The 12,882-nt window shown below is 58.7% G+C and carries 8 protein-coding genes; all 8 read right to left on the bottom strand.

Translation table 11 applies throughout. The annotated features are described in order from the left end of the window. Positions 1–10: 10 nt before the first annotated feature. Positions 11–568 carry a hypothetical protein gene (locus AC3A4H_RS15690; RefSeq protein WP_487767508.1) on the bottom strand — a complete coding sequence of 186 codons (558 nt, stop codon included), beginning with the start codon at positions 566–568 and terminating at the stop codon, positions 11–13. A gap of 41 nt (positions 569–609) precedes the next feature. Further along, positions 610–3,297 carry a DEAD/DEAH box helicase family protein gene (locus tag AC3A4H_RS15685; protein ID WP_487767507.1) on the bottom strand — a complete coding sequence of 896 codons (2,688 nt, stop codon included), beginning with the start codon at positions 3,295–3,297 and terminating at the stop codon, positions 610–612. Then, a complete protein-coding gene (locus AC3A4H_RS15680) occupies positions 3,297–4,979 on the bottom strand; it encodes a site-specific DNA-methyltransferase (RefSeq protein WP_487767506.1) in 1,683 nt (560 codons plus the stop codon). Before AC3A4H_RS15680 ends, AC3A4H_RS15685 begins: the two co-directional genes overlap by 1 nt. Next, a complete protein-coding gene (locus AC3A4H_RS15675; RefSeq protein WP_487767505.1) occupies positions 4,976–7,864 on the bottom strand; it encodes an SNF2-related protein in 2,889 nt (962 codons plus the stop codon). The genes AC3A4H_RS15680 and AC3A4H_RS15675 overlap by 4 nt, the downstream gene beginning before the upstream one ends. Positions 7,865–7,952: 88 nt before the next feature. Continuing rightward, positions 7,953–8,201 (bottom strand): hypothetical protein, encoded by a 249-nt coding sequence (locus tag AC3A4H_RS15670; protein ID WP_487767607.1) that lies wholly within the window; start codon positions 8,199–8,201, stop codon positions 7,953–7,955. 371 nt (positions 8,202–8,572) lie between these two features. After that, positions 8,573–9,922: a hypothetical protein gene (locus tag AC3A4H_RS15665; protein ID WP_487767504.1), complete on the bottom strand. Its 1,350-nt coding sequence runs from the start codon at positions 9,920–9,922 to the stop codon at positions 8,573–8,575. Between the two features lie 353 nt (positions 9,923–10,275). Continuing rightward, entirely contained in the window at positions 10,276–10,611 is a 336-nt protein-coding gene (locus tag AC3A4H_RS15660; protein WP_487767503.1) for a DUF2958 domain-containing protein, read from the bottom strand. A 477-nt stretch (positions 10,612–11,088) separates the two neighbouring features. After that, positions 11,089–12,855, bottom strand: coding sequence for a recombinase family protein (locus AC3A4H_RS15655; RefSeq protein WP_487767502.1), 1,767 nt, complete (start codon positions 12,853–12,855; stop codon positions 11,089–11,091). Positions 12,856–12,882 lie beyond the last annotated feature (27 nt).

Below are 12,882 nucleotides of genomic sequence, written 5' to 3'. Positions count from 1 at the left end.
ATCAGCATCGTCACGCGCCGCTCACGAGCAAGCGCCGGACCTTGGCTAACAGTAATGGGTCGATCTCGTCACCCGCCGAAGGCCGCACCATTCTTTCTGTCGCCTTGCCGACAAGCTTCTCAAGCTCGCGCGCCAGATTGAACGCTGCGCGGCTTGATGGCGACTTCGACATGAGCGTCCAATATGGGTTCTCAACCGCCGCCGTGCGATCCGCGTGCTTGTCTTTCGAGAATTTCAATTTCCCTGCAACGCTTGTGACTCTACCGTATCGGCAGAACCACTCCAGGACCGCATTCCTGTCGGCCTCCTTTTCGACTGCCTCTAAGAGCGAATGAACGATCCGAACGTCGTTATGCTTTGCGACGTGATCAAAAATCCCGATCGCCACCTCATGGATTATCTTCTTCTCATGTGGCCTGGTCGTCCTCGCCGGAGAGCGGCTAGACCCGCTGACCGACGCAAACTTCTTCTCCAGCTTCGTTAGGCTTTCAGGCAGTGGTCGGTTCTTGTCACTCTTTAGGTCGGCCAGGAGTTTGAAGATCGGCCTTTCATGATTCAGTCTGGTCACACCGATGCTCCTCCGTGCCTCTTCAAGACCTTGGCCACGCCTCAAACAAGCTCCGCCGCTTGCGCATAGGAAGAGACCAGCGATGCCATCGTCGCGCTGGGCTGCACCGCATCATGCGGGATCAGGACGTAGGTCCACGGCTTCCCGCCCGTGTCCCGGGCGTGTTCGTTGGCGTGGTGAACCCATTTCCGGGCCGCTTTGGCCTTGGACTGGACTACGGGATCGGCGATCTCATTTTTCGCCTTTATCTCGACGATCAGCTTGTTCTTCTCTGTCTCCACGACGAAATCCGGCTCGTATGATTGCCCGGCCGCATACTCGATCCGGAACTGACCGACTCCCGGCTTCATCCACCGCTGCACTGCCGTCTCGCTCGCCGCCTCCAGGATCACGGCGAACTGGCGTTCGGTATCCGAGTCAAATTTCTGGAACGGGTAGCAGCATTTCGAGAACCCCGCGAAGACGTATTTCGGGGTGTGGTTCAAGGGGTTGGCGGGCGTTCGGAAATCTCGAATGAATTCCTCGCTCGGCACGTTGTATGCCTGCGGCTTCAGCATGACGAAGCCTCTGGATACGTTCGCCCGATAATCTGTAGCCGTCTCCCAGTAGTGATTCTGCATTTGTCCAAAGATGAAACGGGCGAGATCCTTCCCGTGCACGATGAGGACGTTCTCCACGTCCTCCGGCGTGGTGAGGTAGGACTCCAGGCGCTTCACCATCTGCCCGGCCAGCTTGAAGAGGAGTTCGCTCTGGGTCTCGTAGTCGACCTGCGGCAGGTCCATCAGGTGGCGGACGAGGTAATTCTCCAGCCGCTCCTCCTTCGCCTGCTCAACCGTGCGTGCAAGGAAGGCGCGGGACTCGTCGCGTAGCCGCTGCACCATGATCTGGTCCGACAGCGGCTGCTTGGCGATGGTATCGAGATTCGAAAGATCGAAGTCTTGGAAACCGAAATTCACGTCACTCGTCGGGAGCACCACGATCTCGGGGATCGAGACGGTGTGCATGACGAGCTGCCTGGTCACTTTCGCGACGGTCGCGGCGACGTCCGTTTTTCGTTCGGAAAGTTCGAACGAACCCTGCTCCGGAGCCATGACCTGCTGCACGATCCGGGTGATTTCGGCCTGAACCTCCGGCGTTTCGAGCTTGTCGATCCCGGTCTTGATCTTGCGCTCGAACTCGCGCTGGATGACTTCCAGGGTGACGCGCGCAACCTCGCGCTCCTCCTGAGTAGGAAAGACGTAGGGCTCCTGTTCGGATTCCCCCAACTCTCCCGCCGTCCCGGTCAGCAACGTTTCGACTTTCGAAGGAGCTTCGATGACGTGCGCTCCTGCGTCCGACACGTCGCCACTGCCGCCGACGATGATGGTCTTCCGGATTGAAATGAGGGAGTCCGCGTCGCGCGCTGCCTTGATCACGTCGTCAAAGCGGTCGTGGGCGATAATCGTCAGTCGGTCGACTGCCTCCACGCCAGTCCGCTGGCCATAGGGCAGCCGCAGCCCGCGCCCGAGTGTCTGCTCCGTCAGGATATCGGATGCGGACGCGCGCAGCGGGACGATGGTGTAGAGGTTGGTGACATCCCAGCCCTCTTTCAGCTTGTTCACGTGGATGACAATGTCTGTCTGGGCATCGTGCTCCAGCGCCACCAGCTTTGCCGTGGCCTCCTCGGTCTCCTCGCCGCGCGTGCCGGAATGGACCTCGATCACCCGACCCTTGTATCGGCCCTGGAAGAACTCCTCGGACTCGACGTGCTTCCGGATGTCGCTGGCATGCGTCGTGTCCTGCGCGACCACGAGCATGAACGGATGGACAAGCTTGCGCCCGGTCTGCTGCGCGTAGATCGCCAGCTCCGCCTTGGTATGCTCGTGGCAGTGAATGCCGTCTTCCAACTTCATCCGCTCAAGCTGCTCGGGCGTGACGCTGTCGGCACGGAATCCCTCCCGGGTCGCGACCGCAGGATCCTTGACGAAGCCATCGACCATCGCCTGGCCGAGTGGGTAGTCATAGATCACGTTCTGGAACGGAACCGACCGCGCTCCGACCGAACGTGGGGTTGCCGTCAGTTCCAGACCGATGACGGGCCGCAGCTCGGCAATGGCGGTCATGCCTGCCTTTGCGCGGTAACGGTGCGCCTCGTCCATGAGAAGGACGAGATCTGGCAGGCCGGACAGGTACTCGAAATAGGACTCCCCGATATATTCGTGGAGCTTCCGGATGCGGCCCTGCTCCTTGTTGATCTTGTCGACGTTGAAGATGAAAACGATGGCCGTCTCGCCAAGCAGGTCACCGCGCACGGCGTAACCGCGCTCCCAATTGTCGCCCGTCTCGACGATCGGCGGGAGCTGCGCGAACTCCGCGATACCCTTGAAAACGTATTTCGGGGAGTTCTGCTGGCTGAAGTCGGCGACGAGCTTGTCGTAGATCGTGGTGTTCGGGGCCAGGATGAAGAAGTGCTTCGAACGCCCGGTGAGGTAGAGATAGGCGATGAATGCGCCCATCAAGCGCGTCTTGCCGACCCCGGTCGCCAGCGCGAAGCACAACGACGGAAAATCCCGCTCGAAATCCGTCACGCTCGGGTATGTCGCCTTGATCGCCTCAAGAGCTGCTGACACGTCTGCGCCCTTCGAAAACTCGATCGTGTCGAGCACGTCGGCTAGGATGTCGAGCGCCTCTGCCTGTGGCTTCCGAAGCGAGAGCCGAGCTTTGATCTGGTGGAGCTGCCGCTGCAACATCACTTGCCTCCCGCCATATCGAAGAGAGGCAGCGCGGCTTCGGCTCTCCCTCTCTTCGGCTCCTTGTCCTGCTGCGCCGGCTCAGTCCCCTCTTCGGAAACCAACTTCTGCGGGAGGGTTGCGATCCTGAGGGAATAGTCGTCCCGGCCCCATTCGCACTTCGCGAGAATGGAATGCGGTATCTTCTTCACCGTGAGGTTTGAAAAACTGTCTTCCTTGGCGTTGAACGCCTTACAGCAAACCAGCAGCGTCCGCTGCGGCCCGACTTCCTCGGACAGCTTCTTCAGCGCGTCATAGGTCAGTGACTGCGTCGTGACATAGATGAAATCGGTTTCGGTCGAATGGCCGTGCCGCCAGTATTCAGCCGGATCTTGGCTGGGCGCATAGGTGAAGCCGAGATGCTTGCAGAGCGCCTCGGCCAACATCGCAGCGTTGTATTCCTTGGCGATTACCCAGTTGCCGAAGCGATCCTTTTCAAGCAGCGATGGAGCAAGTCGATAGAAGCGGAAACCACCGCCGCCCTTCCATCCGGTTGCTTCCGTCACCCCGCCCGTGTCATCACCGTCGATGACTTTTTTCAACCGGGGAACGATGTGTGTGACGGCATGATCGCCTAACTCCACCATAATCCAGCGGCGGCCCATCTTGTGGGTGACCGCACCTGTGGTGCCGGATCCAGCGAATGAGTCGAGCACCAAGTCGCCCGGATTGGTGGCGATCTGAAGAATTCTCTGAAGCAAGCGTTCCGGCTTTGGTGTGGCAAAGATATCTGCACTGTTGAATGCCTTGGCTTCTTTCTTTGCCTGCTCGTTATCTCCAACTTCGTCGCGAAGCCAAATCGTTCGGGCAACGATCCCCTCTTGCACCTCTGACAGAAATCGTTTGAGGCTCGGCTTAGCATCACCTTTGGGGCCGAACCAAAGTCGATTGTCAGCCCTTAGCCGTTCAATTTCCTCAGGGGGCCTGCTCCAGCTTCTTCCGGCTGCCGGAAGTACATCTTTCCCGCTCGGCGTTTTGATGGGGTAGAAATCGCGATCCCGATGTTCAGCACGTGTCAAGTCACTGGGTTTCCAAACACCTCGTGGATCGTTATCGGGATTCCTGTATGCGGCATCCTGCTTCTCTGTTCTGGGCAACAAATTCCACGCCCACTTCTCTTTTTCCTTTGCCCACACAAGGATGTGGTCATGGTCAGACGAGATTCCCTTCTCGTTGTTACCTGGCGAATACTTCTTTTGCCAAGCTATATCTGCAATGAAGTTCTTTCTGCCAAATACCTCATCTCCCAGAACACGGAAATAGTGAGCTTCGTTGTCGTCCAAAGTCACCCACATGGAGCCATCATCTGCGAGCAAATTCAGAAGCTGCTCAAGACGATCACGCATTAAGGAGAGCCAGAGGGAGTGTTCCACGCCGTCATCGTAATGCGAGAACGCGGATCCGGTGTTGTATGGTGGATCAATAAAGATGCATTTTACACGCCCGGCATAGTCCGCCTCCAGCGCCTTCAGCGCCAGCAGGTTGTCGCCCTGGATCAGCATGTTATCGAAGATGTCCGCCTCGGAATGCCGCGCGCTGGCGTGCTGTGACAGCCCGGCATCCTCGACCAGAATCCTCGGCTCAAGCCTCGGCCGCTCATCCTTGCCGATCCAGGTGAGTTCAAGGCGGGTTTTCTTGCTCATGCCGCCAACTCCCAGCGGATTGTCATCAAGGGGGTGATTTTCGGCGTGATCGCCAGTTTCGCAGCGACCTCATCCAACTTGCCGTCGATCTCGTTACGGACTGCCCGCAATTTCTCGAAGCCAGCGAATTTCAAATCGTACCGCTCCGCTTCCAGCTTCTTGATGCGCTTCTCTTCCTCGATCTTCTGCGCCAGCGGCAACGACAGGTTGCCTCGAAGGGCCTTCTTGGCCGCGCGGGCCTCAGCCTCAAGCTCGGCGACGCGCCGATCATAGGTTTTTTCGAGGTCGTCGGCATATGTCTCGAGCTTCGCGGATTCCTCATCCAGCCACTTCCGACTCTCATCCTCGGCCGCCTGCTGCGCCGCCTTTACGGCCTCCCCATCAATGGCAGCCATCTTGTCGGCCGGATAGGCGGCATCCACAGCGCTGGCGACGGCGGGCACCTCGAAGAGTCGCTCGGCCGTGCCCTGAGCGAGAACTTTGCCGTCATCTGTAGCGGCGGCGATCACTATGCTGTCGCGCGATCCTAGCGCTGTTTCAGCCCGCAGCAGTGAAACCTTCAGCCATCCGGACTTTCCGGAAATTTGCTCAAGGTCTGACAGACGCGGCTGGCCGTCGCTCCTGTAAGCCTGGTAGTCGAAAAACAGCCTGGCTTCCGCGAGGTCACGGGTTCGGGCGACTTCGACCAGACTATCGGCAAGAGTGCCGTCACCGAGACGGAAGAACTGCCAGCCCTTTTCGTCCGCCTGTGGCCACATCGTTGACCATGTTTTCCCTTCATGTTCGAACCGCGGAATGCCGTCGCTGTGGAAGTTCGCCTTGGAAAGCTCGGCCCGGGCAATGAGCCAGAGGCGACGCTCGAAATCGGACATCGTCTGACGGATGTCGGTATCGCGCTGCTTCAGCATGTCGACTATGGATGCGTCGAAATGATCGAAGAGGTGCTGGCGCGTCTCTGCCATGTCGGCCTTGATCTGCTCGCCAAGCTCTGCTTCCAGCTCTGAGAATGCGTCGTTGACCTCTGCCTCGGTGCGGCAGCTCTGGACGACAGCCAACACCTTCTTCTCGAAGTCGATGCCAGATTCAATGGAGCCGAGGACGTTGTCGCTGGCTCCGAACACACCCTCGAACAGGTTGAACTTTTGGCTCAACAGTTCGTGAATCCGCTTCTCGGCTTGGTTCTTGAGGTTGAGCATGTTGACGACGGTCACGTCGATCGCTTGCCCGTAACGATGGCAGCGGCCGATCCGCTGCTCGATGCGCTGGGGGTTCCAGGGCAAATCGAAGTTGATCAGCAGAGAGCAAAACTGCAAGTTGATGCCCTCCGCACCGGATTCCGTTGCAATGAGGATGGTTTTGTCGTTGGACTTGAAAGCGTTGACGATGGCGCTCTTCATGTCGGCTCCCTTCGAGCCGGAAAACGCGTCAGTGCCTTCCTTTTCTTTTTTCCACGCCTTGTAGATCTTTTGACTTTCCGGGTCGCTGTTCGAGCCGTTCATCAGCACGATCTGCCCGGCATAGCCGTTCTGCGACAAGATTTCGGCGAGGTAGCGCTGGGTGCGAACGGATTCGGTGAAGATCACCGCCTTGCGCCTGCCGCCAAGATTCTCGACCGCATCCAGCACCTCCGGCAGTTTCGCCAGCAGCTTTTCGCCCTTGGCATTCGCGCCGATGGATCGGGCCAAGTCAAGGTAGCCTTGTAATTCGGCAATCTCGGCCGCTAGTAGCTTGGGATCGATGATATCGGGATCCCTGTCATCCTCATCATCTGCGCCGTTGCCGTTCGTGTCGGCAGACAGGGTGGTATCGTCGGCGATCTCTTCCTTGACCTCGGCGATGTCGTCGATGTCGGCAACGACGCTTTCATCGGCGACCTGGTTGCGGCGAAGCCGGGCGACGACGTTCTCCAGAAACATGATGATTGCTGCGATGGACGAGCCGAGCGTCTTGCGTGCACCGATCAGAACCAGCTGGTTCGGCTTGGAGCCGAAGGCGATGGAATCCTTACGTTGCAGGTAGGCGGATACGCCCTCGTAGAGCTTCGTCTCCAGATCGTAGGGCTCGAAATCGAATGTAACGGCGAGCCGTCTGGTGTATTTGACGTGTCCGGCTTCCTGCACCGAGCGCCGCAGATGTCGTTTGTAAATCGGTGACAAGCGCCGCTGCAGGCTTCCCAGCGAAAGCCTGTCTGCCGCGCGGCCGTACATCGCGCGAAAACTCTGCTCGTCGCCGAAGAAGCTGTCGTCGACCATAGAAACCAGCCCGTACAGTTCCATTAGAGAATTTTGCAGGGGCGTGGCGGTCAGCAGCACCTTGAAGCGGGAAGCGAGCACATCACGCAACTTCTTTGCTCGGGCCGACTGGCCTTTTTTGTAGACATTGCGCAGCCTGTGCGCCTCGTCGATGACGACGAGATCCCAGCCGACGCGGTGCAGTTCGGCGTGCTGGCGAGCGGCGTATTCATAGGAGGTGATGATGATCGCCCCGGGATTGTCGAACGGGTGTTTCTGGCCGTTCTTGACCGCTTCCCGATGCGTCTTCGAATCCAGGATGACACTCGGCAGGGAGAACTTTTCCTGCAACTCCTGCTGCCATTGTGTCCGCAGCGATGCCGGAACGATCAGAAGGACGTGACGGCGGCGTTCGGCCCACTTCTGAGCGATGACCAGGCAGGCCTCGATGGTCTTGCCCAGCCCGACCTCGTCGGCAAGGATAACGCCTTTGGAGAGGGGCGATTGCAGCGCGAAACGGGCCGCCTCGACCTGATGCGGCTTCATGTCGACTCGAGCGGTGGACAGCGACTTGGCGAACGCCTCGTCGTTCCGTCCCTCCAGCATGATTCGATTGGCAAAATATTTGCTGTGGTAGTGTGTGTAATCCGCCATTTTCCCCCGGCCCGTCACCCCGTGTCGGATCAACGATGTGATTCGGACAGCCGGGTCGGCGGAACCCTAATGCTGATGCTCTACTTCACTAAGCTTTTTCGTCATCAATAGGGGAGTCGCTTAGGGAAATCACGTCCCACTCGCGAGCTTCGCGGAGCATCGCCCCGAAATGCTCGATCTCATCCATGAGGCGGGGGCCAAACCTTGCCATCATCCTGCCCGCCGCCGTGGGACTCTTCCGCTGCGGCCCGGTGAAGAGCGCAACGCCGAAGAATTGCTCCATTCGCCTAACCCGGTCCGTGATGACGGACTTCTGGATTCCGTACCGCTCGGCCATACGCTCGCGAGCGCCGTGTTCATTTGCCACAGCTTCGGCGAGAAGCTCAGCCGTCAGTTGGAGGTCCTTCAATCGCATTGACGCGCTGGACGCTAAGACTGCCCGTTCGTTCATTTCGCTCCACCGCTCCCTCTCTCAGCAAGGATCTAGCAGGGAGCTCCTTTCCCGTTCCTTTAGACAGACAGTTTCCTACTATATAAGGAAAACGGGACAAGAAGCCCATCGAAGAGTCCATCTATTTGTTAATGCTGGGTTTTTCGCCTCTTAGATCGAGAGAATCTCCGAACGTCGCGCCAGGCTCCCGGCAGCGGACGCTAAGAGCATTAGAAGAACGTTCGAGTTTTTCGAACGGATTCCGTCTTCCCTTTGCGTCAGAACGGCGCTTCGTTATCGGGATGATGCCATGCCAGGTCGGCAGTCGAGGGAGCAAGCCACTCACCGCTCTGCTCAAGTTCACGCAAACGCTTGCAGTGCATGAGCGCGCCGTGGATGGCTTCACCCGCTTCGTGTTCAACTTTCATGAAATCCTCAAAGATCACGTCGCGGAGATAGGCGCAGCGGGCATAGCTGTCCGGGGCGATGTCGCGAAGGCGGTTCATGAACTCGATTTCGCGATCTACGTCGTTGAAATAGTCGATGGGATGATCGTATCGGACCCAGACCCGGATGTTGCCTATCCTGGTCGCAATGTCGGCCACGGCCCGGCGAAGTTGCGGATCGTGGATCTTCTCCGCGAGGCGGCCAAGATTCCTGTCAAAGTCATCATTGCTGTAGCTGTTTATCGCGCGCCAGAACCAATCATAGAGGGGGCGCGTGTCGATCACGGAGTGAGTCAGCCTGACAAACGGTTCGAGCCGCTGAGCATCGGTGACATAGGACCATAGCCCCAACTCAAGGACGCTCAGGACGCAACCAAGCCAGGGATCATCCCAGAATCCGCGTGGCGCTCCTTGCACTGGCTCCGGCAACACTATCCCTCGAAATCCTCGGTGCCTCTCTTCTTCGATCCATACCGCTGTTTCCTTCAGGTCGCCGAACTTCCGACCGCGCCGAATGGCGATCGAATTTTTCATTGGGATGATGTCAAAGCCGAGTCCATAGCCCTTAAGGGCGGACAGGTACTCGGTCAGCTTCTTGCGGCGCGTGGACTTCGTAGAGCGTGGGATCTCCGGAAGCGGTTTGGTCGGCGTGGCAACCTGTTCATCCCACAGGGCAGCAGCCAAATGATCGATTAAGACGAGACCAAGCCCGTCGCGTGGAAACGTCGCGTCCAGGATGGCAACGAGGCGGCGCTCCATGGGCGGAAGCTTGTCAATCTTCGCCCTCCGCCGTGGAGAAATTCCATGATGGCGAAGGTGGCGCGCGACTGTACTCTTCGATTGGCCGCCTGCCCGGGCGGCGTTCCGCACCGTCGCTGCTCCATAGGTTTCAGCGGCGAATTCGAGCAGCGCGGGGGCACTCACTTCGGTCGCAGCACGTTCTTCCCGGCTTCGAGCGGCCTTCTTGCGGGGCGGGTTGTATTTCTCGACGGTCCAGCGCGTCACATCCGCCGCTAGTCGCAGGGCTTCGGATTCGCTAAGTTCACTGCCTTCGTCCTTCACCCACTCCAAGATGGATGAGGTACAGAAGTCGAGCAACTTCCATTGATCCTTGCCGTGCTTCCGAACGTATCCGTAGGCGGCGTTGCGCAGAAACTCGAACGCATCGGGGTTGGCGCTCATGGAGCGCCCCTTTCGGGAAGCCATACCATGTGCTCCCCGTATCCGGCGGCGATTGCAATTTTCTTAATGTGGCTGACACGCGGTATGGCCGCAAGAACTCAGATTGCGCGTGCTACCCGTCCGTGCACTCGGGTCGTAAGAAAATGGCCCGCCGTTAGCGAGGCAGCGGCATCACGGAGCAGCGCATAAAGCCTAGGTGATGGCGCGTCCGCAGTGGGGCATTTAGGCGAAGCGCGACCGGAGATCGTCCCTTCCGGCAAGACTGATGTAAGCGCGAACTTTCTAATTGAACTGTGAGGCATAAAGGTCTGTGTTAGTCGTGTGGCGTTGGCCAAAGACATGAATTGGATCGCCTAAGCGACGATCCTGCCCTTGCTGCGGGCTTCTGAGGCGTAAGCCGAAAGGGGCTTGTCGGCTCGGAAATGGCGGTCGCGTTCGACCAACAGGCGCATAGGCCCGCGAAGGGCCGAGATTTCTGCAAGAGACGCGTAACCGAGTTCGGGGCTTCCGTGGCCGAGATCGCAAAGCCCGAAAAGGGTGTCTTCATCAGCAGCCAATTCGGTGAAAAGCCATGTCGCGCCAGCGTCTGGCGTGAACAGCTTTACCACTGGCTTGTGATCGACTTCACCGCGCTCGGAAATGTCGGCGTTACGGCGAAGGTGAGTGCGGATTTCGCGGGTGAGAAGCATATCAGGCCTCCTGTCGGTCGCGGGATTGCGACCGTTCTGAGAGCCATGAAGGGAGGGTTAGGGAGGTAGCTGGATGACTGAAAGGAACGCTGGCGCTTGTCCATGAGCGTTGACGACCGCCCGACCTAGAAAGGCAAAGAACGGTGCATCGATTCGGATGACCGACCTAGAGGCCGAATTTGATTCCGTGGCTTATCCGCCTCGATCAGCAAGGATGCAAAACCAGTGGACAGGCGTGCAGTTGGTATAATGTGGCCATCTTGGCCTCCTGATCTCGGCCGCCCCGTGCGACCGTTCCGGGAGCAGCCGGACAGCAGATAAAGGGTTGGCCAGCTGGATGCCGCAGCCACGCTTGCGGTTGTCCATGAGCGGATTATCCCGGCTGCTGTAGGACAGCGACGGAACGGTATTGGGGACAGGGATTGGAGTCCGGGTGGCGGTAAGACCCATATCGAAACGCTCTACCGCCCCTCGCGTTCAATCGGGGGAAGAGTCCCCGCTCCCCGTCTGCCTCTCTGCAGCAACTCTGCGATGCAAATCCGGAAAGGACGGCGGAATACTAGGCTCGTCGTCGTCGCCTAACCATGGTTCAAGGCCATGCGGAGCGCTGTCGTAGTCCAACGCCAATCGCCATTGAACGGCCCTGGTTGCACCATAGACGAACGGGATCTTATCTTTTGGTAGGTCTGGCCGAACGTTAAGCTTCGCATCAACGCCGAGGTCTGGGTCGAAGCGCACGACCTCGACCAGCTGTCGCATTTGCTCGGCAAGACGTACGCGGATGGTCCGGCGCTCTTCGCCTTCAGCTTCATCCATCGCCTGCGTAAGTGCGATCGTGTCGGCAAGGCGGATCTTCAAGCCTGGATCAGCTACAGCCTTGGCAACGGCCTCTTCGGCTTCAGCAAGCTCCGCTTTGGTCTGTTTGATTTCGTGGGCGAGGCGGCCGAACCGGGCTACAGCGGCCTCGTCCCCAGTTTCTACAACGCGCAGCACCGCATCGCGCTGCCCCTCAGCGGCAGAAAGCTTTGTGCGCAAACTCTCCACCCGCTGGACCTCAGTTAAGGTGCTTTCACCTCGCAAAGCAGCATCCACGTCAATGTATGACAAGTGCTTGAGCAACCTGCGCTCAATCACATCGACTCGCCATCGCCGGTCGTTTTCGCACCCCGCCTTGCGGCGGGCTGTGGAGCACTCGAAATAGACAGCGCCCTTGGGAGCTTTTCCTTTGTTGATGATGTGCATTGCACCGTTGCATCGCGTGCATTTTCCGAGGCCGATCAGGAGATGGGCGATGCCGTTGCCGCGTCGGCCAGCCGCACCGCTCTTGATGACCGTTCCTCCCTCGCCTGTCACTCGTCGCCGGGAGGCAATGACTGCTTGCGCACGCCAGAAGATCTCCTCATCGATGACGGCGGGGTAGTAGTCCCTAATTGGGTCGCCCTCTGGCTGATGAGTGCCGTATTTGGACGTTCCGGTGCCTGGCTGGAACTCGCCGAGTACCGCCTTGCTGTTGAGAATCTTCGCGATGCTTGATGACTGCCATCCTGTTGGCTTCACCTTCCTGTTTTCATGAGCTCGGAAGGTGGGAACTTGCTCAAGGTTAAGGCGGCTCGCGATGGTGCGACGACCGTAGCCTTCAATTGTCTCGCGGAAAACCCTCCGCACTATGTCAGCACGCTCTTCCCGAAGCACGAATTCGCCATTTTCCAGCGCGATCCATTCTGGAGTCCGGCGGGTCATGCGGTGGGTTCCCGCGCGTACTCCTTCGCGCTTTTTCGCCCATGCCTCCCCGACGCGCTCACCCTTAATTCGACTTTCCTCGTGGGCCCGCGCCATTATCGCTATGGATACAATCAGGGGTGTCCAGTCGTTTCGGAGGCGATCGGCTGAATACTCCTGGCCGTCGCTTAACGTGACCACCGTAACGCCTGCACGGATCAGGTCGAAAAGGCGGGCCGCTGCATCGAGCACGGCTTCACGAGACAAGCGGTCCAAGCTCTCAACGATGAGAAATGAACCCTGCGGCACCTTCCCGCGCTCGACTTCGTCAAGAAACGAGCGGAGCGCTCCAATGTCGCGGTTTGCACCGCGGAACGCCGACACGCCAAGGTCTCGAAGCGTGTCGTCGAGGACGATACCACGCTTCGCGCACCACTCCTCCGCCTTGGCGGTCTGTCGTCGGAGGGAGTCGCCCCTAGCCTGCTCGGGACTGCTGAAACGAATGTAGGAATAAGCTTTTGCCATAATGCACCCCGTATGACGAACCCGGAT

It is taken from the genome of Pseudaminobacter sp. Soil_N_29 (genome assembly GCF_057656055.1).
The sequence above is the reverse complement of the archived record's forward strand: the minus strand, read 5'-3'. Positions and strand labels throughout refer to the sequence as shown.

Excerpts from the sequence above, each read along its gene's own strand:
- AC3A4H_RS15685 (WP_487767507.1), bottom strand. The coding sequence starts at position 3,297 with ATGTTGCAGCGGCAGCTCCACCAGATCAAAGCTCGGCTCTCGCTTCGG.
- AC3A4H_RS15680 (WP_487767506.1), bottom strand. The coding sequence starts at position 4,979 with ATGAGCAAGAAAACCCGCCTTGAACTCACCTGGATCGGCAAGGATGAG.
- AC3A4H_RS15675 (WP_487767505.1), bottom strand. The coding sequence starts at position 7,864 with ATGGCGGATTACACACACTACCACAGCAAATATTTTGCCAATCGAATC.
- AC3A4H_RS15670 (WP_487767607.1), bottom strand. The coding sequence starts at position 8,201 with ATGGCCGAGCGGTACGGAATCCAGAAGTCCGTCATCACGGACCGGGTT.
- AC3A4H_RS15665 (WP_487767504.1), bottom strand. The coding sequence starts at position 9,922 with ATGAGCGCCAACCCCGATGCGTTCGAGTTTCTGCGCAACGCCGCCTAC.
- AC3A4H_RS15660 (WP_487767503.1), bottom strand. The coding sequence starts at position 10,611 with ATGCTTCTCACCCGCGAAATCCGCACTCACCTTCGCCGTAACGCCGAC.
- AC3A4H_RS15655 (WP_487767502.1), bottom strand. The coding sequence starts at position 12,855 with ATGGCAAAAGCTTATTCCTACATTCGTTTCAGCAGTCCCGAGCAGGCT.